This window comes from Flavihumibacter sp. UBA7668, from assembly GCF_002483205.1.
Lineage (GTDB): Bacteria > Bacteroidota > Bacteroidia > Chitinophagales > Chitinophagaceae > Flavihumibacter.
Genome location: NZ_DLHM01000007.1, coordinates 888,050 through 907,458, shown reverse-complemented (window position 1 = coordinate 907,458; position 19,409 = coordinate 888,050). Strand labels below are relative to the sequence as shown.

General features: G+C 44.5%; 15 protein-coding genes. 6 read left to right on the top strand and 9 right to left on the bottom strand.

The features are described 5' to 3' along the window. Positions 1–34 precede the first annotated feature (34 nt). The 5 genes from B2746_RS21300 to B2746_RS21280 all read right to left on the bottom strand — a co-directional run bounded on the left by B2746_RS21300 (position 35) and on the right by B2746_RS21280 (position 7,335). Positions 35–685 carry a c-type cytochrome gene (locus B2746_RS21300; protein ID WP_290798783.1) on the bottom strand — a complete coding sequence of 217 codons (651 nt, stop codon included), beginning with the start codon at positions 683–685 and terminating at the stop codon, positions 35–37. 22 nt (positions 686–707) lie between these two features. After that, complete coding sequence (locus B2746_RS21295) at positions 708–1,301, bottom strand: DUF3341 domain-containing protein (protein WP_290798780.1); 594 nt, start codon at positions 1,299–1,301, stop codon at positions 708–710. A 52-nt stretch (positions 1,302–1,353) separates the two neighbouring features. Further along, positions 1,354–2,793, bottom strand: a complete 1,440-nt coding sequence (gene nrfD / locus B2746_RS21290) for an NrfD/PsrC family molybdoenzyme membrane anchor subunit (protein WP_290798777.1) — start codon at positions 2,791–2,793, stop codon at positions 1,354–1,356. A gap of 100 nt (positions 2,794–2,893) precedes the next feature. Beyond that, positions 2,894–6,043: a TAT-variant-translocated molybdopterin oxidoreductase gene (locus tag B2746_RS21285; protein ID WP_290798774.1), complete on the bottom strand. Its 3,150-nt coding sequence runs from the start codon at positions 6,041–6,043 to the stop codon at positions 2,894–2,896. Positions 6,044–6,108: 65 nt separating this feature from the next. After that, the gene (locus B2746_RS21280; protein WP_290798771.1) at positions 6,109–7,335 is read right to left on the bottom strand and encodes a c-type cytochrome; all 1,227 of its coding nucleotides are present in this window, start codon (positions 7,333–7,335) and stop codon (positions 6,109–6,111) included. Positions 7,336–7,557: 222 nt separating this feature from the next. On the opposite strand from B2746_RS21280, the gene B2746_RS21275 reads away from it, so the two are divergent. The 4 genes from B2746_RS21275 to B2746_RS21260 are packed head-to-tail and all read left to right on the top strand — an operon-like array spanning position 7,558 to position 11,386. Then, the gene (locus tag B2746_RS21275) at positions 7,558–8,460 is read left to right on the top strand and encodes a phosphoribosylglycinamide formyltransferase (protein ID WP_290798768.1); all 903 of its coding nucleotides are present in this window, start codon (positions 7,558–7,560) and stop codon (positions 8,458–8,460) included. 41 nt (positions 8,461–8,501) lie between these two features. Continuing rightward, entirely contained in the window at positions 8,502–9,275 is a 774-nt protein-coding gene (locus tag B2746_RS21270; RefSeq protein ID WP_290798765.1) for a hypothetical protein, read from the top strand. A 33-nt stretch (positions 9,276–9,308) separates the two neighbouring features. Beyond that, complete coding sequence (locus B2746_RS21265) at positions 9,309–10,838, top strand: serine hydrolase (RefSeq protein ID WP_290798763.1); 1,530 nt, start codon at positions 9,309–9,311, stop codon at positions 10,836–10,838. An 8-nt stretch (positions 10,839–10,846) separates the two neighbouring features. Continuing rightward, positions 10,847–11,386 (top strand): hypothetical protein, encoded by a 540-nt coding sequence (locus B2746_RS21260; protein ID WP_290798760.1) that lies wholly within the window; start codon positions 10,847–10,849, stop codon positions 11,384–11,386. A 3-nt stretch (positions 11,387–11,389) separates the two neighbouring features. On the opposite strand, the gene B2746_RS21255 is transcribed toward B2746_RS21260, so the two are convergent. Continuing rightward, positions 11,390–11,599 carry a YgaP family membrane protein gene (locus tag B2746_RS21255; RefSeq protein WP_290798758.1) on the bottom strand — a complete coding sequence of 70 codons (210 nt, stop codon included), beginning with the start codon at positions 11,597–11,599 and terminating at the stop codon, positions 11,390–11,392. A gap of 145 nt (positions 11,600–11,744) precedes the next feature. Between B2746_RS21255 and B2746_RS21250 the strand changes: the two genes are divergently transcribed. Together B2746_RS21250 and B2746_RS21245 are read left to right on the top strand one after the other, a co-directional pair. Continuing rightward, entirely contained in the window at positions 11,745–12,962 is a 1,218-nt protein-coding gene (locus tag B2746_RS21250) for a dipeptidase (protein WP_290798755.1), read from the top strand. Position 12,963: 1 nt separating this feature from the next. After that, complete coding sequence (locus B2746_RS21245) at positions 12,964–14,784, top strand: ABC transporter ATP-binding protein (protein ID WP_290798753.1); 1,821 nt, start codon at positions 12,964–12,966, stop codon at positions 14,782–14,784. Here the strand turns inward: B2746_RS21245 and B2746_RS21240 are convergent. Genes B2746_RS21240 through B2746_RS21230 form a run of 3 tightly spaced genes read right to left on the bottom strand, consistent with a single transcriptional unit; the run spans position 14,753 to position 19,359 of the window. Further along, complete coding sequence (locus B2746_RS21240; protein ID WP_290798750.1) at positions 14,753–16,750, bottom strand: alpha-ketoacid dehydrogenase subunit alpha/beta; 1,998 nt, start codon at positions 16,748–16,750, stop codon at positions 14,753–14,755. The two genes, B2746_RS21245 and B2746_RS21240, sit on opposite strands and share 32 nt — an antisense overlap. A gap of 3 nt (positions 16,751–16,753) precedes the next feature. Next, positions 16,754–17,098 carry a phage holin family protein gene (locus B2746_RS21235; RefSeq protein ID WP_290798747.1) on the bottom strand — a complete coding sequence of 115 codons (345 nt, stop codon included), beginning with the start codon at positions 17,096–17,098 and terminating at the stop codon, positions 16,754–16,756. A gap of 23 nt (positions 17,099–17,121) precedes the next feature. Next, entirely contained in the window at positions 17,122–19,359 is a 2,238-nt protein-coding gene (locus B2746_RS21230) for a TonB-dependent receptor (protein ID WP_290798744.1), read from the bottom strand. Between the last annotated feature and the right edge of the window lie 50 nt (positions 19,360–19,409).

Sequence of the window (19,409 nt, the reverse complement as noted above, 5' to 3'; positions counted from 1 at the left end):
CTCAAAAATTTATCGTTTGGTCAAATTGGTTTTCTTAGTTCATGGCAGTTGCCGTGCTGTCTGCTTTTACAGTAGCCGTGCTGTCTGTTGCTGCAGCAGCACCCGGCGTTTCACCACCTTGTTTCATCCGGATATATTGTATAACCATCCAGCGTTGCTTGGGCGACAATTGAGAAGCATAAGGTCCCATCATCCCCTTACCATAGGTAATGGAATGAAACATGGTACCATCTGCCATTTTTTTCAACTCATCCGATACCAGGTTCTTTGGTGCCAGGGGATAGGGTCCTTTACCATCATTATATAAAGGCCCGTTTCCATCGAGTTTGGCACCGTGACAAATACCACAGTTGATCAGATAGATCCGTTCTGTTTCTGTATAATCAGCTTCAGATAGTTTACCCGTTAACGGATTCGTCATTGAAGAAGAGGTTACATAGGTTCCTGCAGTATCCTTCAACATCTTATAAATCACTTCCTCTCCCCGTGCAACTGTTCCTGCCACCGGCATGGCATTGTAATTAATGCCCTCAGCCTGTAATTCACGGTTATCATTATAGGTTTCAACCGCGCGGCTATAGGCCATGTCCGGCATGTAAATCTTACCTGGGGTACGTTTTACATCGCTGCAGCTACTGATTGCAACCGCTCCGATGACTACCGCTATGATGGATATTTTATTCATTTTCCTGACTTCTTCTAGGGGTTTATGCTAAACTATTTTCAGTTGTGGTGTCATAGAGCTTCTGCTCTTTTGCGTATCTGCCCAACCACCAGCCGTCTTCGGCTACCTGCACATTTATTTCTTTTGCTCCAACACTTTCCAAAAATGCCTTGGCTTCGTCCTCATTGGTTCTTGATGTACATTCCAGTACCATTACAAACAGATCATCGGTAGCTCTTGCATGGAAATGGTGTTTTTTTACAAACGGTGCCAGTTGACACAGATAGCAAAAAGTCAGTACCATTCCTACTGCAGAAAATAAAACGGTTAACTCGAATGTAATGGGAATGAAAGCGGGTAACGGAAAATGTGGCTTACCACCAATATTCAGGGGCCAGTCTTTGGTGAATACCCAACCCATAAAAGTGAGTGCCGTAGTTGTACCTGTAATACCGTAAATGAATCCGGCAGTATGCAGACTCGTATCCCGAAGTCCCATTACCTGGTCCAGTCCATGAATCGGAAAAGGAGTATATACGTCGTGAATTTTATAGCCGGCCTTCCGTACTTTCTTCACCGCAGGAAACAATACCTTTTCGTCATCAAAGCTTCCAACTACGAATTTCTTTTTTGCCATTTTTATTCGAATTCTTTGTTGTTAATTATTTTCACCTCTCACCTTTCACCTCCTAATGCGCATGCTCGTGTTTAAAATGCTCCACGGTAGCTTTTTCCTCTTCTCCCATTGTATTCTTATAACTCTCACCATTTTTCTTGAGGATATGTTTGATCTCGGCAATCGCAATTACCGGGAAGTATTTCGCAAACAGGAAGAAACAGGTAAAGAATAAGCCAAAAGTTCCAAGGTAGAAACCAACCTCCCAGAGTGAAGGTGTATAATAGGTACTCCAGCTACTTGGCAGGTAATCGCGGTAAATAGAGGTAACGATGATTACAAATCGCTCAAACCACATACCTACGTTCACGATAATACTCATAAAGAACGTAAAGAGTATATTTCTTCTCAGCTTCCGGAACCAGAAGAACTGAGGTGCAATTACGTTACAGCTCATCATGAGCCAGTAACTCCAGGCATAGGGTGTACTCAAATCATACCTGTTCTTAAATGCGGCCATTTCATACGGATTCTGACCATACCAGGAAATAAACAACTCCGTGATATAAGCAATACCCACAATGGAACCCGTTAACACAATTACTTTATTCATTACCTCGATGTGTTCCATCGTGATATAATCGTTCAGGTTCAGCACTTTTCGGGTAATGATCAACAGCGTTTGTACCATCGCAAATCCGGAGAAGATAGCACCCGCAACGAAATAAGGCGGGAAGATGGTGGTATGCCATCCCGGTATTACTGAGGTTGCGAAGTCAAAGGATACGATGGTATGTACAGAAAGTACCAGTGGTGTACTCAAGCCGGCCAATACCAGTGAAAGTGCTTCGTGGCGCTGCCAGTGTTTGGTGGAACCGGTCCAGCCAAATGCCAGTACACCGTACATATTTTTTCTCCATTTTTCTTTGGCACGATCCCGTACGGTTGCCAGATCAGGCAGGAGACCGCAATACCAGAACAGAAGAGATACCGTGAAATAAGTGGAGATCGCAAATACGTCCCATAAAAGGGGTGAGTTGAAGTTCACCCATAAAGGACCGCGACTGTTAGGATAAGGTAATACGAAGAAGGCCATCCAAACCCGGCCCATGTGAAATATCGGGAACTGACCCGCACACATTACCGCAAAAATTGTCATTGCTTCCGCCGCACGGTTTACACCGGTACGCCATCCCTGACGGAACAGCAGCAGGATCGCAGAGATAAGGGTACCAGCGTGACCAATACCTACCCACCAAACGAAGTTGGTGATATCCCAACCCCAGCCAATGGTCTTATTCAGGTTCCATTCTCCAATCCCGTACACTACCTCCCGGTAAACGGAATACACCCCAAACATCAAAAGAAGCACGGAGATGGTAAAACCGATCTTCCAGAGTCTGGAGGGGGCCGCCTCAATAGGTCGTACGATGTCTACTGTTACATCGTGATAAGTCTTTGCACCTGTTACCAGTGGCTCCCTTACTTGCGATTCGTATCTTAATGATGCCATATCGTATAAGCGTTTAGCGTCGGCTCTAACCCCTTCGCTTGTTGGTTTTTATTTTTTCTTTATTCTTTCTTCTCTCTTTCACCTTTCACCTTTCACCTCTTTAGTGGTGACCTCCCTCCGTTGTATGCCCTTCATTCATAAAATGCGGTCCGCCATACTGTGTATGCGCACTGATTTCACCGGTATTCCGAACTTTTGCCAGATAACTCACATTCGGCAATACGTGGATTTGCTCCTGCACATAGAAAAGGCGATTTTCATTCTCCGCACGATGTTTGGAAACCAGACTCTCTTTATTGTTCACATTTCCAAATACGATTGCATCTGCCGCACATGCCTGCTGACAGGCCGTTTTAACATCGCGGTCTTCTAATGGGCGACCGGCTTTTTTAGCAGCCAGTTTACCTTCCTGCAAGCGCTGAACACAGAAAGAACATTTTTCGATTACACCTCTGCTGCGAACTGTTACATCCGGATTCAATACCATGCGGGTCAGATCATCATTCATCATGGTGATGACATCATTTTCACCTTTTGAACCTACCTGATTATCGCCAAAGCTGTCTGCTCCGGTATAATCAGCCCAGTTAAAGCGACGCACTTTATACGGACAGTTATTCGCGCAATATCTTGTACCAATACAACGGTTATAAGTCATCTGATTCAAACCTTCCGAGCTGTGGTTGGTAGCTGCAACCGGACAAACGTTCTCACAGGGAGCATTGTCACAATGCTGACACATCATTGGCTGGAATACGGTCTGGATGCTGTTTGGATCTGTTGGGTCTCCTGCAAAATAGCGGTCAATCCTCAGCCAGTGCATATCATGCGCACGCAGCACTTCCGGCTTTCCTACAACAGAAACGTTGTTTTCTGCCGTACAGGCTACCACACAGGCACCACAACCATAACAACTGTTCAGGTCGATGCTCATTCCCCACTTGATACCAGGCTTATCGAAAACCGGATACATGGTTCCATCACTGTCGTATTTCTCCAATCCACCCCATGGTTCCATTTCCTTTTTACGGGCATCCAGAATTTTGGTTGGATTCTTCACATAATCTCCCAGGGTAATTTCCTTCACCACTTCATAACGACCTTCATAACTGCTATGCGTTTGAGTGGTCGCGATTTTATATTCACCTGCTGCTTTCTCAACGGTTACTGCAGCAGTATTGACTACTGTAGTACCATTAAAATTGCCCAGGATATAGGCATTTTTACCAACCCCTGCTGCTGCTCTTCCGATTGCTTCTGTACGGCCATATCCAACAGCTATTGCAATGGTATCAGCCTGCATTCCCGGAATAATCAAAACAGGTAATTCAAGTTCCTTACTTCCCTGCTTAACTTTTATAAGCGGTTTCTTAGGGAATGCTTCGTATTCATCTGCCTGCGTAGCGTTTGTGATATCAATTCCAAACATGGATTTTCCCAATGCAGGCGATACAATAGCGTAGTTATCCCAGGTAGCACGTGTAATGGGATCCGGCGTTTCCTGTAACCAGGGGTTGTTCGACTGACGTCCATCTGTAAACGTAGCTTTCTGATAAACCACTACTTCATGTCCGCTTGCTTTCTTACCGGCAACTGCAGCTGTTAATGCACCAGCAACACCAGCACCGTTAAAGCTTGGGAATCCCATAATCATAGCCGGAGACTCCACTACACCATCCTGCAGTGCTTTAAAGTAGGTTGTTTCACCACCCAAACGGGTTGTCCAGAAGTTTTTGAAATAATCGGCATAGGTACTGGCATTGCCGCTCCATTTCAGGAGATTATCCTGCCATTGCCTTGTTTTAAACAAAGGTGCAATGGTTGGTTGCAGCATACTGATGTACCCGGCTTTATGTTCCGCATCACCCCAGCTTTCCAGATAGTGGCTGGCGGGTAATACATATTTGCATAATTCGGTTGTTTCATCCATTTTCTCATTGAAAGAAACGGATACCCGAACCTTTTTTAATCCTGCTTTGAATTTTTCTGCATCAAAATAATCATAGGCCGGGTTCGCATCATAGATCAGGATTCCGCCAACTGATCCGGCATTCATTTCCTCCACCAGTTTCACGAATTCTGAATCGATACCAGCATAATTCTGGAGTTTGCTAACCAGGTTTACCGTCGTTCCAAAAGCACCAACAGCTTCATTGATCGCATTTACAATCAATTGAACATTCACATCATTGCTTCCGCTTACTACCAATGCCTGCCCCTTATGTGCTGCCAGGTCTTTTGCTGCCTGCTCTATTCCTTTTTTCAATGCGGCATCTGAAATTCCTGTTGCACCCTGACCACTTACAGCACCTAATAAAGCTGCAGCTACTGCCCCTGCTTCGGACGGGCGATGGGTATAGCGCTCATCCGCATTTGCTCCGGTCATACTCAGCATGGATTCAAACTGGTAATGTTTGCTCATGCCGGCATTTTTTGGATCTACTTTACGACCCTGTGTATATCCATGCTGAAATTCCACCGGGTTCAGCCAGGTACCCAGAAAATCAGCACCTAAACTCACAATCACTTTTGCTTTTTCAAAAGCATAGGATGGAATCATGCGGGTTCCGAAACTCGCTTCATTCGCCAACAGCATACCACTATAAGAAATGGCATCATACTGAACATGGCGGCTGCCTGGATATTTTGCCAGAAATTCAGCAATCACGGCTTTCGATGAGGGAGAATTCACCGTGCTGGTAAGTAATACAAGTGGCGCACCATTCAGTCCGGCCAGTGCCTCACCTACCATTTTATCAAATGCATCAAACGTGCTTACTTCTTTCTTATCAGCTATCGGGAAACGAAGCCGTGCCGTATCATAAAGATCCAGTACAGAAGCCTGTACCTGTGCTGTAGTTGCACCTTTTGACCAACTCGACAATTCATTGCCTTCAATCTTAATTGGACGACCATCCCGCACTTTGGCCACTACCGGAATAGCTGTACCACCTGCTACATAGGTGGTAGCATAGTAGTTGGCAATTCCCGGAATAGCATCCACCGGACGATTAACAAAAGGGATAGCCTTTTTTACAGGCATTTCACAACTTGCCGCAATTGCTGCAGCAGCTGTGCTGAAACCTACGTATTTAAGGAAGTCGCGGCGAGGTGTTCCAGCAGATTCCAGGCCTTTGTCACCAAGCCCTTCAAATGGAAGGTCTTCTTTGAACTCGTCCTGCGCGTTTTGCTGATGTGCTGCTGAGTTGTTCAACTCTCCGAAACTTTGCCAGTACTTTTTTTGCTCCATATACCAAACCCCGGAAGGGGTGCTGATTTTGGTGATAAAAAATGGTTTATTGCGATGCTATTCAATTAATAGTGACATTTCTGACACTCAGTACCGCCGATGCTTTCAACGGTTACACTATCCATCTTTCCACTCTTGAGGTCGCTGTGGAATTTCTCGTAAATGCTGTAGAATTTGTTGTCTTCAAACTGCACCTTGGTTTCCCGGTGACAGTTGATACACCAGCCCATGCTGAGATCAGAATACTGGTATACTTCTCCCATATTCTGAATATCACCATGACAGGTTTGACAGGCAACCTGTCCGGCTTTTACGTGCTGGGCATGGTTGAAATAAACGTGATCCGGCAGGTTATGAATTTTCACCCATTCAATTGGTTTGGGCTCATTCACATATTTTTTCTGGTCGGGATCCCAACCTGTATAAGAATATAATTTCTTGATTTCCTCGGTTCCGTTCACTTCTGTTCCATCTTCACGGTAAAGTTTTTCACCCGCATATTCATTAATTGCCATATGACAGTTCATACAGGTATTCAATGAAGGGATATTGGCATGTTTGCCTTCCTGTGCACCACCATGGCAATACAGACAGTTGATCTGATTGGTACCGGCATGTACTTTATGGGAATAGTAAATCGGTTGTTCCGGCTGGTAATCTTTGGAACGCCCCAGTCCAACAGCCCCCTGGATGGTGAAATAACCACCCACTATAAATAATACTACTGCAAACAGTGCGATATACGCTTTGTTACGGTAGAAAGGTACCGGCTCATAGGATGGAATTCCATCTTTTTCATCACTGAGGCGCTTCAGATTGGCATTCACCTGTAATAACACCAGAACAATAATTGCCAGGATCAGGGTTAATACACCGAAGATCAGGGAATTATCGCTTTCGTCTGCTTTAGCCTGAACCCCGGCAGCACCAGTTTCACCGGCAGCACCAGGAGCTGGAACAGAATTGATATAGGTAATCATTGCCCCAATTTCCTCATCGGTCAGATTCGGAAACAGGTTCATCGCTGTCTTATTCCACGCTGCATAGAGGTCGGTAAAGTATTTATTACCGGTTGCCAGCACTGCCTGGTTATTGCGAATCCAGGCATAGAGCAATTTTTGATCCGGAACACGCTCTTCAATTCCCGCCAGTTTAGGACCGGTCAAATCTTTATGAACCGCATGACAGGAAGCACAATTCTGTTGAAACAAAGCCTTCCCATCCTGCGCAACGGCCGCCTGATCGAAACAAAGCACTGTCAAAAGTGATAAAATGAGTGTGAATCTCTGCACGATCGATCTATAGTGAATCATAAGCTGGAAATATCGTTGGTAATGTTAAAATGCCTCAATTCGGGGGCAAAAATATGACACGTTATTGACAATCTATCAACATGATCCATTTTTTTTTAGCTGCGCAGGGCTTGCATTTCAACGAATTGTGTAATTTTTTAATTGGTAATTACTTGCTATTTGTAAACGCTTTTGTTCAGGTTTATCCAGTTTCTTTGCAGCATGTTTGATAAACTGCAACAGAAATGGAAGGTCAATGGGTGGCAATTAACGGCCGTTCTCTGCACTTTTGCCATCGGTGGTAGTTTAACCGGAATTGCCGGTCGCCGGATCTTAGCCCTCCTGCCGGTCGAACATCCGGTTGGCTGGACTATCCTGTATATTATAGTAATGACCCTGATCTGGCCATTTATGGTATTAGTGGTCAGTATTCCGTTCGGCCAATTTCCCTTTTTCCGTAATTATTTATCCCGAATCTTCCGCAAAATGAACCCCTCCCCCCTTTCTCATTTGTCTCCTTTGTCTCCTTCTTCTCCCCTCTCCCTCGCCATCTTCGCCTCCGGTGCCGGCTCCAATGCCCAAAAAATTATCGAACATTTCCGCAATCACCCCAGCATTCGCGTGGCTCTTATCGTGAGCAATAAGACAGATGCCGGTGTATTGGATAAAGGCCGAGAAGCTATCATCCCCACTTTTCTTCTTGAAAAAGAACAATTCTTTCGGGGAGATGCCTATGTTCCGGACTTGCGCTCCATGGGTATCGACTTCATTGTGCTTGCCGGATTTCTCTGGAAAGTACCGGCTGCACTTATACAAGCCTATCCTTCCCGTATTATAAATATACATCCTGCCCTTCTGCCCAACTATGGCGGCAAGGGAATGTATGGTAAGTTTGTACATGAAGCCGTTATCGCTGCAGGTGAAAAGGAATCGGGTATTACCATTCATTATGTGGATGAACAATATGACCACGGCGGAACAATTTTCCAGGCTACCTGCCCGGTTTTACCCAATGATACGCCCGATTCGCTTGCTGAACGGATACACGGACTCGAACATCAGCATTATCCAAGGGTTATTGAAGAGACTCTTCTTACACAAGTCGTTAAAAATCAAAACAGCTGACAAAATTATCAGGTTTTGGTTGTACCCTTGTAAACCCTAGCATGAAATGGTGTAGCCTCATATTACTACTGCTTTGCCTGACCCTAAGCGCCCGCTTGCAGGCACAGGTTCGCATAAGCGGCACCGTATATGAAATGAATAAACTCTTCCCGTTGGGGTCTGTAAGCGTTTTAAGTACAGGCGGACAGGGAACAGTCACTGACTCATCGGGGCGATATAGCATAGTAGTTAATGACAATGATTCACTCTATTTTTCCTACCTCGGAAAACCTACACCCAAATACGCCGTCAGCAATATCCCATCCACGGCACAATTTGATATCTCCCTGCATGTAAATGTTACCACCCTTCGCGAAATCAGGGTCATGCCAAAAGATTATCGGCTCGACAGCATGAAAAACCGCGAAGATTATGCAAAAGTCTTTGACTATAAAAAACCCGGACTGGCTCTTTCATCCGCTAATCCGGCCTCGGGGAATTTTGGAGTAGGACTTGATATCAATGAACTCATCAACGTATTCCGGTTCCGACGCAACCGAAGTATGGCCGCATTCCAGAATCGACTGATGGAAGAAGAACAGGATAAATATGTAGCCTACCGTTTTTCCCGGGCCAAAATCATCAAAATCACCGGTATAACCGGACCGGATCTGGACACTTTCTATCGGTATTACGCGCCACCCTATGAAGCTGTGGTTGCTGCCAGTGAATATGAACTGCTCGATTATATGAAAAAAGCAGGTGAACAATACAAACGGATCCGTACCATGGGCGGAAAAATTTCCGGTAAAAGAGAAGACAACTGGTGGGAATAATAACCCTATTTTTAGTGCGAAAATCAATCGCACATGAAGCGTATTCAATCGATGATGCTGTTTATCTGCCTGCTGATCTCATCAGCTGACTTTGCACAATCATCCACCTCCCGAAGCTTTCTGAAAGACAGTCTGGATCAATATGTAATCAATGCAATGAAGCAATGGAAGATACCAGGTGTATCAATCGCCGTTATTAAAAATGGGGAATGGCTGGTACTTAAGGGATATGGAACAAAGGAAACCGGTATGTCAGATAACGTAGATGAACATACGCTGTTTGGTATTGGCAGTAATACCAAGGCCTTCACCGGTACAGCTCTTGCCCTGCTCGAAGCACAGGGAAAACTTTCGCTTAATGATAAAGTGAAAAAATGGATCACCGATTTCCAGGTCTATGATACCTGGGTTACCAAAGAATTGACCATCCGCGACCTGCTCAGTCACCGGATGGGATATGAAACCTTCCAGGGAGACTTCATGTATTTTGACTCAGATCTTAGTTACACAGAATTGAAAGAGAAATTTGGAATGCTTAAACCGAATTATGGTTTCCGTTCAAGGTGGGGATATACCAATGCAGGATTTGCCATCGCCGGTGAAATCATCCAAAAAGCAAGTGGTATGTCCTACGGTGAATTTATCACCACCCAAATTTTTCAACCGGTTGGGATGAAAAACTCCATTGCAAATTCCAATCAATATGCAGGAGCACCAAATATTTCCAAAGCGCACACGGTTGCTGAAGGGATATTGAAAAAAATCCCCTACGGCAACCTGGACAATATGGCCCCTGCCGGATCTATCGCTTCCAGCGCATATGATATGGGGCTGTGGGCAAAAACCTTATTGGCAAATGGTGAACCGGATGGGAAAGGAATTTTTCCACCATCTGCTGTTCAGGCACCTATGCAGCCGCATTCTATTTTAGGGAGTGGCGGACATCCGTATAACCGTGCTCATTTTTATTTGTATGGACTTGGCTGGTTTCTGCAATCATACGAAGGCCGAAAATTAGTGGAACACACCGGTGGTGTAAATGGATTCGTAACCAGCTTTACCCTGGTACCAGAAGAAAAAATCGGTATCGTTGTACTTACCAATACCGACGCAAACGGATTCTTCGAAGCCATGAAATGGGAATTGCTGGACGCCTGCCTCGGACTTCCTTTTCGAAACTATAATGCAATGGCACTTGAACAACAGGTTCAAAGTGAAAAAAGATCGGCCGGTTTTTTGAAATCAAAGCGTGATTCCATCGCGCTAAAACTTAAACCGGTCCTTGCATTGGCTCAATTTGCCGGGACTTACAAACATGAAATATATGGTGAGATGACATTGCAGGTTGAGAAAGAACAACTGGTTGCCCGCTTTGAACACCATCCCGGAAGATTTGCTACCCTGGGTGCACTCGGTGGTCATCGTTTTCTTGCCAGTTTTAATGATCCATTATTCGGTAATAAGGTATGGCCATTCACCATTGCTGATGGCAAAGTGAAATCTGTAACTGTTACCGTAGCTGATTTTATTGAATTTACCCCCTACGAATTTTATAAACAATAGAAAGTATTATGGAACAACTTGTATTAGGAATTGGCACACGCCTTCAACACACACAGTTCGGTCCGGGTGTGATTGTCGGACTTCGTTATGCGACTTACCTTATTTCATTCATTCACCATGGAATAAAGGAAATTGATAAAGACGATACTAAACTGGAAGAAATTATTCCTGAAAATGTCAATGAAGAAATAGAAACACATTCCGAAATAGAAAAATCTCTTCTGAAGATTCTTCGGTTATGGAATGGCGTTAGCGAGGTCGTTCCCCTTGGAGACCGGTGGAAAGGTGGTACCATGATTTTGCAACCCGGTGATTCCTCCCTAAAACCAAAGGACGTACCAATCGATGTGTTTTTTCATAAAATCGTAATGCTTCGCGACCGGCTGCGGGTAATGGAACAACAGATCAATGCACATAAAGTGCTGACCGATGAAGACAAGGTAAATATGCAACAGTATATCACCCGTATTTATGGCACATTGACCACCTTCAATGTTCTGTTTAAAAACAAAGAAGACTGGTTCACAGGAGAAAAAGGCAGCGAATAAGGCCTATACTTTTTTTGTTGGGCAGGTATTCAACCCGAAAATGGTATACAATGGACAAAATCCAACCAAACTGGTCAGGATAAATACTCCGCCAACAATGGCAAGAATAAGGCCCGTTGTTCCGGTTACTATTCCTGAAAAATAGAGATACCCTAAAATACCGGCTGCCAAAATTCGGATCAGGCGGTCAGTTCCACCCATGTTCTTTTTCATATACTATGTTTGAACAATGAAAATAACCCGCAAACCTTCCGAAAATACTGATTAAGGTCAGTTCTTCGTTTGAGTTTTATCCGATCGCTGACCGATCGGATGCCCGATCAACTGGATTCGGTATATTGATGATATAATTTTTACAATGTGTTTATTTAACCATCATATGTCTTCTTATCGCTCCTTCCTATTGGGAATTTTAGTCGGATGCACAATTCCATCCGGACTGATTGCGCAGAAAAATCTGCACGAGAGAAGCATTGTTGTGGATACACACAACGATGTTCTTTCCAGTGCAACGCTGAAAGGTTTAAATATCGAAGAGGATCTGAGCGGTAAAACCCATAGTGATCTGGCCCGGTTTAGAAGAGGCGGTATCGACATCCAGATCTTTTCCATCTTCTGTGATGAGCGTTTTGGACCGGGTACGGCATTTAATCATGCGCTTAGAGAGATCGATTCACTTGATGCCATCGCTGCACGCAATCCGGATAAAATGATGCTGGTTAATTCTTTACAGGATCTGCACCAGGCAGTGAGACAAAAAAAGCTGGGCGCCATGAAAGGCGTTGAAGGGGGCCATATGATTGAGGACAAGATGGAATACCTGGATAGTCTTTATAAGCGGGGTGCCCGTTATCTTACCCTTACCTGGAATAATTCCACTTCCTGGGCAAGTTCAGCCTGGGATGAATCCTATCTCGATAACCAGCAACCCAGCAATATTGAGAAAAAAGGCCTGAATGAGTTTGGAAAACAGGTAATTCGCCGGATGAATGAACTGGGTATGATGGTAGACCTGAGTCATGTGGGCGAGCAAAGTTTCTATGATGCAATCGCTGTATCAACAAAACCGGTAATTGCATCACATAGTTGTGTTCATGCTATTTGTCCGCTTCCACGTAATCTGAAAGACGATCAGATAAAAGCAATTGGTAAAAACGGTGGTGTAATTTTTCTTAATTTTTATGCCGGCTTTCTTGATAGCACTTATAACAAAAATAAAGCAGCATTCATTAACCGGCATAAGGACATCATCGATTCATTGGTTCAGCAAAAGCTGCCAGATTATGAAATTGATGGGTACCTTACTGCCAGATTTCCGGAAGAAGCGGAAGCATTGCGACCTTCCATGAATCTTTTACTCGATCACCTCGATTATATTGTGCGCATGATAGGGGTAGATCATGTTGGCCTTGGCTCTGATTTCGATGGCATAGAACTTGCTCCTCAGGATTTGGACGGCGTGGAAGATATGCCGAATATAACCTCCGCTTTATTGGTAAGAGGTTACAGCAAAAAAGATATCCGTAAAATTCTCGGTGGCAACTTTATTCGGGTATTCAAAGCCGTAAGTAAATGAAATGAAAATATTATGGAAGTACCTCCAACCCTATAGGGGCTGGGTTTTTCTGGCGCTCGGCCTGGCTGCGCTGGCTCAGGTGCTGGCCCTGTACGATCCGGTACTATTCGGAAAGGTGATTGATACCTATGCACTGAATCCGGCAAATCTTTCTGAAAAAGAGCGCACAAACGGGGTGATCTGGTTATTGTTGATAGCAATTGGGGTGGCTTTATTGGCACGTATTGCTGCCACATTCAAGGATTATGTAGTTCGATTGGTGGTACAGAAATTCGGCATGCAGATTTTTAATGATGGCTTACGCCAAACACTTCGCCTTCCCTACGACGGATTCGAAGACCAAAGCAGCGGTGAAACCCTGTCCAAATTGCAGAAAGTGCGCACTGATACAGAACGTTTTATCAATTCCTTTATCAATATTCTATTCTCCACTTTTGTTGGGATGGGATTTCTGATCTGGTATGCCGTAACCAAACACTGGGCCCTTATTCCGGTTTTTCTGATTGGTGTTTTACTTCTGGGCGGACTAACCTCCCTGCTTAGCCGAAAAATAAAAACAATTCAGCGACAGGTGGTGCGGCAAACCAATATCATGAGTGGCAGCATTACGGAATCTATCCGAAATATAGAACTGGTTAAAAGCCTTGGACTCACGTATTCTGAAATCAGGCGCCTCCGCGAGAAAACCCAGCAAATTTTTGAGTTGGAAATGATGAAAAACCGGAAAGTGAGAAGCTTATCCTTTCTTCAGGGAACTACACTAAACCTGCTGAAACAGTCTATTCTTTTTATTCTGCTCTGGCTGATTTTTCGGAATGTACTAACAACCGGAGAGTTAATCTCCATGCAATTTATTTCCACTGCCATCATTGGTCCTCTGCAGGATCTGGGCAATATTATTCTGCAATACCGCGAGGCAGAAGCTTCCCTTCAGGTTTTTAATCAGCTGATGATGAAAGAGCCGGAATACCGCCCGGAGGAACCGGTGGATATCAACGCCATCGAACACCTGGAGTTTGATAAAGTAAGTTTCCGGCATAAAAAAGCCATTCAGAATGCAGTTGACAATATAAGTTTTAAAGTCGGACTCGGGCAAACCATTGCATTTGTTGGTCCATCCGGTTCTGGCAAATCAACCCTGGTGAAACTACTCGTAGGACTCTATTCGCCGGTTGAAGGAGATATCCGGATAGATGGAATTTCGGTCAGGCAATTACGGTATAACCGGGTACGCCGGCAACTGGGTTTTGTAACACAGGAAACGCAGATGTTCTCCGGCACAATCCGTGACAATATGCTCTTTGTAAAACCGGATGCAACCGATGAACAGATTTATGCTGCTATGGAAAAAGCTTCCTGCGCCAATCTGGTGGCCTATTCACAAAAAGGACTGGATACTGTGCTGGGAGAAGGTGGAAAGCGGGTATCGGGCGGGGAAAAACAACGACTTGCCATCGCACGGGCATTACTGCGCGAACCTCGTTTACTAATTTTTGATGAAGCTACATCCGCACTGGACTCCATTACGGAAGAAGAAATAACCGATACCATAAGGGAAATTTCTGCTTCCAATAAACAGATGACTATTCTGATTGCACACCGTCTCTCTACAATAATGCATGCAGATACCATCTTTGTGCTGGAAAAAGGAAGAATTACAGAACAGGGAAAACACCATGAATTGTTGGAACAGAAAGGGCTTTATTATGCTATGTGGCGCCAGCAAATTGGAGAAAGAGATCCATTGGTGGTAAGTCCGCCTGCCAAACCCGATTTTGATACGGAGGAAATCAGTACCGCATCAGACGATCAACCGTTGTAGCCAATCTCGATTTTGCAAGAAAATTCTTTTCCAGTTCTCCATTAAAAGGCACCGGTGAATCAAGTGATGCACACCTTACTACCGGAGCATCCAATAATTCAAAACAATGTTCCCCAATCCAGGCACTAATCTCTCCGCCTATACCACCTGTCAGTGTGTCTTCATGTAATACCATCACCTTACCCGTACGACTAACCGAATTCCGGATAGCTGCATAATCAAGTGGTAACAAACTACGCAAATCAAGAATATCCACACTGATTTCAGGGTGTTGTAAGGTATACTCCATTGCCCAGTGTACACCTGCACCATAAGTGATGATACTGATATCGGTTCCCTCCCTAATAGTACGTGCTTTCCCGATCGGAATGGTATAATATCCTTCCGGAACTTCACCGCTGATACTCCGGTACAGAGCTTTGTGTTCGAAAAACAGGACGGGATTGGGATCGGCTAATGCTGCCAGCAACAAACCTTTTGCATCTTCCGGAGAAGATGGATAAATCACTTTTAATCCGGGTGTATGTGTAAACCAGGCTTCGTTACTCTGACTGTGAAAAGGACCGGCCCCCACTCCAGCGCCTGTAGGTAAACGAACCACCACATCAGCTGCCTGTCCCCAGCGATAATGAAGTTTAGCGAGATTGTTGACAATCTGGTTCAAGCCGACACTGACAAAATCTGCAAATTGCATTTCAACCATTGATTTGAATCCTTCGAGTGATAAACCCAAAGCAGTACCGAGTATGGCACTTTCGCAAAGAGGCGTATTACGGACACGGTCTCGTCCAAATTCATCCACAAATCCCTCCGTTATTTTAAACGCACCACCATATGCTGCAATATCCTGCCCCATTAAAATGAGGTTGGGAAATTTTCGCATTCCTTCCTGCAGGCCTTCTTTAATAGCATCGATATAACGGATGGATTTGGTAGAAAATAAAGAAGCCCCAGTGTCATTGGTGGCAGCTTCCTGTGAAGGCTCAACAGATGCATATACATCTGCCAGCTCTTCTTCCGTATTAGGAATTAGAGGTTCAGCCGTTGCAGCCAACTGTAATTCCTGTTCAATTTCATCCTTAATGGCTGCTTTCATTTGCTCCATTACGGAATAGGTAAGGATTCCCTGCAACAACAACCATCCTTCATATTTCTTAACGGGATCTTTTTCAGCCCATTGGGTAAATAATTCAGGAGGCACATATTTCGTACCACTGGCTTCTTCATGTCCCCGCATGCGGAAAGTCATGCATTCAATCAGGTAAGGTTTTTGTTCTCTGATACAATAATCACGCACGCCTTTTATGGTATCATAAACGGTAAGCAGATTATTTCCATCAATACAAACCCCTTCCATGCCATAGCCTTTCGCCCGTTGCACCAGACTTTCACAACGGTATTGTTCCTGAACCGGGGTACTAAGCCCATATCCATTGTTTTCAATAATAAAAATTACCGGAAGATTCCAGACCGCTGCAACATTCAGTGCCTCATGGAAATCTCCTTCGCTTGTTCCTCCATCTCCTGTAAAACTGAGGCTTAGTTTATTCTCCTTCCGAAGACTATGCGCCAATGCAACACCATCTGCGATGCTTAACTGGGGGCCGAGGTGCGAAATCATTCCACATATATGATGTTCTTTTGAACCAAAATGAAAGCTTCGCTCTCTGCCCTTGCTATATCCTTCTTTCTGTCCCTGCCATTGCATGAATAATTTATGAAGCGGCATTTCTCTTGTCGTGAACACACCCAGGTTTCGATGCAGGGGCATTATCCATTCATCTGATTGAAGGGCAAGTGTTGCTCCTACAGAAATGGCTTCCTGCCCGATACCACTGAACCATTTACTTATTTTTCCCTGCCGAAGCAAAAGCAGCATTTTTTCTTCGATCATGCGTGGGCGTAGGATCGCTTTGTAAAACCGCAGTAATTCTTCATGGGTAAGGTCCCTGGGATCAAATTGCATAAACTAGGATTTACGATCGTCGGTTCCCTGGAGCAGTGAACTGGTTACAGAAAGTAATATGCTGAAAAGAAGTGCCCACCAGAACCCATCCACCTTAAATCCGCCTACCAATTTGGCTGCCAGTAAAATAATGACTGCATTGATAACCAGCAGAAACAAACCCAGTGTGATGATGGTGATTGGAAAGGTTAGAATTACCAATATAGGTTTTACAAGTGTATTCAATAAGGCAAGCACCAGTGCAAGAATAAGTGCTGCTATAAAGGAATCCATATGCACGCCGGGTAGCAGGTAGGAAAGTCCAAATGCAACCAGCGCGGTAATCAGCAATCGGGTTAGAAAATTCATGGTGGTTATTTTCCTGAAGTTAATCAAAAAAACAAGCTCCATTTAATCCGGGCAAAGAAAGGTGTGCCAGGTGTATAGTGAATTTCAGAAACCGGGTTGGCTTCATTTTGCAGGCGCGATTCCGTATCAAACTGGGCTTCTCTCCACTCTGTATCAAACAGGTTTTCAATCTGTAACCCCAGCGCCCATTTGGTTCGGGTATAATTAATCAGGAGATCATTTACAAAATAACCCTGTGCCTGAATGGAATTGTCTTCATTAGCCGGACGATCTTTCATATAACGATAGCGCCAGTTGATATCGAGCCGTTTGATTGGTTTTACTGAAATACCTCCGGTACTGGTAAGATCCGGTGCCAGCGGAATAAAATCTGCTTCCTTATCTTCTTCAATTGCCCTTGCTTTGGCATAGTTGATGTCAGCATCCAAATAAAGCCAGTTGGTTGGCTGGTATCGGATTCCCAGTTCAGCCCCCAGTCTTCTGGTTTTACCAGACGGTTCAACAATCGCAGCATCTCCAACATATACAAATTCCTGTTCCATATAAAGAAACCAGATGGCAGGTTGCAGGAGCAGTTTTGGATGAACTTTGATAATAGCACCAAGATCAGCCCCATAGGTAGCAGGGAGAATCTCTCTTCCTTCCTGTGCTACTACTACCCTTGTATCATTGGAATGAAAGCCTTTCCCCATTTTCAGGTAGCCTTGCCAGTTAGCATGTGGCGTATATACCAGGTTTAATTTAGGACTCAGCATGGTTTTCTGTGCAGACTGGGTACTATAAACCGGTTGGAGTTTATCAACATAATTGAAAATAAAATGATCTATACGAATACCCGGAATTAGTTTCCAATGCCCTTTTCTCCACTCTGCTGAACCATACAGGGAGGCATTGGTCTGATCTACATCTCCGAGTGCAAAATATTCCAGCACTTCTTTTCGCTGGAGGGTATGGCTCAACTGAATATCTCTTACCGCGTCATGTCGAAGTCCCATGCCTGCTGTCAGAATCCAGTCTGAATGATTCCCCAAAACCTGTTTGGTATAACGATGATCCATGCCGTAAATTTTTCTTTTTTCGGATTGGTGAATCTGATCGCCATTAACGGGATCCTCCAGGAAAAAAGTAAAATTGGAAAACAGACTGAAATCATACTGACTGAAATAGAAATTGGATAGCCAGTCTTCTGTAGCGCTGATTTTACTCCGGTATTTGGCAGCAATATTAGTGCGGGAGGTTGTTCCGCCTTCTGTTGCATCGATGGCTCCCCAACGGGTGATGAGTCCGCTTTTTACAGCACGATCGGGGATTTGTCCGGATGCATCCCATTTGGAATTAAAAGCAGACCCAACTATTTGCAGGTTGGAGTGCTGTCCTATCTGTGTGTTGTATTTTGCAAGGAAATTCAATCGGTTGAAGTTTTGTTTTGCTTCAAAGGGGCCATTGGAAAATTGATATTCACCTGCGATATAGGCATTACTGGCATTCTCTCCGGTTTTTTCAAACAGATTGAACATGCCAACCGTGCGGAGGGTATTGAATTGTCCCGCTTCCAGTTTCAGGAGGTTGCGATCCAGCCGGTTGAAGGTGGTGAAGTTCACATATCCCGCCGTGGTAAAGTCGCCTTCTTCCGCATAATAGGATCCCTTGCCAAACTGGATATCTTTGATGGTTTCCGGAATCAGATAATGAAGATCCGCATACCCCTGTCCATGTGCATGGCTGACCATATTTACCGGCATTCCATCCGTGGTGATTCTGATATCAGTTCCATGATCGATATCAAACCCGCGTAGAAAAATCTGTTCAGCCTTACCACCGCCTGCATGCTGACCAATGAATAATCCGGGAACTTTTCTGAGAATATCCTGGGCGGAGTTTACGGGGTTCGTTTTGAGATCGATCTGCATGACCTGTTGGATGGCACGTCTGCTATCATTTACTACAACCTGGCTTAATTGAACGGGAGCGGTTAAGAGATGTATGGTAAGCGGACTGCTGTTATTAGTCCAGATAATCCTTTTGGGGTCATACCCGATATGCGTGATGAAAAGTGTATCGGTTGGTTGGCTGCTGTTTATTGTAAACCGACCATCAATACCGGAATGGGTATGCTGTGATTTAAGCTGAATGGTGGCTTCTTCGAGAGGCAGGTCGGTATCGCGTGCAAGGATTCTTCCTGTAATAGTATATTGAGCCTGAACTGAGTTGCAGAATAAAAAAATTACAAACCAAGCCATAAAAGCTGCACGACCTGTCATAAGAATAAGTGTATGTGGAGCGCAAACTTAGTGTAAGAGGCTTATTTGGA

Coding starts and splice junctions, on each gene's coding strand:
- B2746_RS21300 (WP_290798783.1), bottom strand. CDS start 685: ATGAATAAAATATCCATCATAGCGGTAGTCATCGGAGCGGTTGCAATC.
- B2746_RS21295 (WP_290798780.1), bottom strand. CDS start 1,301: ATGGCAAAAAAGAAATTCGTAGTTGGAAGCTTTGATGACGAAAAGGTA.
- nrfD (WP_290798777.1), bottom strand. CDS start 2,793: ATGGCATCATTAAGATACGAATCGCAAGTAAGGGAGCCACTGGTAACA.
- B2746_RS21285 (WP_290798774.1), bottom strand. CDS start 6,043: ATGGAGCAAAAAAAGTACTGGCAAAGTTTCGGAGAGTTGAACAACTCA.
- B2746_RS21275 (WP_290798768.1), top strand. CDS start 7,558: ATGTTTGATAAACTGCAACAGAAATGGAAGGTCAATGGGTGGCAATTA.
- B2746_RS21270 (WP_290798765.1), top strand. CDS start 8,502: ATGAAATGGTGTAGCCTCATATTACTACTGCTTTGCCTGACCCTAAGC.
- B2746_RS21265 (WP_290798763.1), top strand. CDS start 9,309: ATGAAGCGTATTCAATCGATGATGCTGTTTATCTGCCTGCTGATCTCA.
- B2746_RS21260 (WP_290798760.1), top strand. CDS start 10,847: ATGGAACAACTTGTATTAGGAATTGGCACACGCCTTCAACACACACAG.
- B2746_RS21255 (WP_290798758.1), bottom strand. CDS start 11,599: ATGAAAAAGAACATGGGTGGAACTGACCGCCTGATCCGAATTTTGGCA.
- B2746_RS21250 (WP_290798755.1), top strand. CDS start 11,745: ATGTGTTTATTTAACCATCATATGTCTTCTTATCGCTCCTTCCTATTG.
- B2746_RS21245 (WP_290798753.1), top strand. CDS start 12,964: ATGAAAATATTATGGAAGTACCTCCAACCCTATAGGGGCTGGGTTTTT.
- B2746_RS21240 (WP_290798750.1), bottom strand. CDS start 16,750: ATGCAATTTGATCCCAGGGACCTTACCCATGAAGAATTACTGCGGTTT.
- B2746_RS21235 (WP_290798747.1), bottom strand. CDS start 17,098: ATGAATTTTCTAACCCGATTGCTGATTACCGCGCTGGTTGCATTTGGA.
- B2746_RS21230 (WP_290798744.1), bottom strand. CDS start 19,359: ATGACAGGTCGTGCAGCTTTTATGGCTTGGTTTGTAATTTTTTTATTC.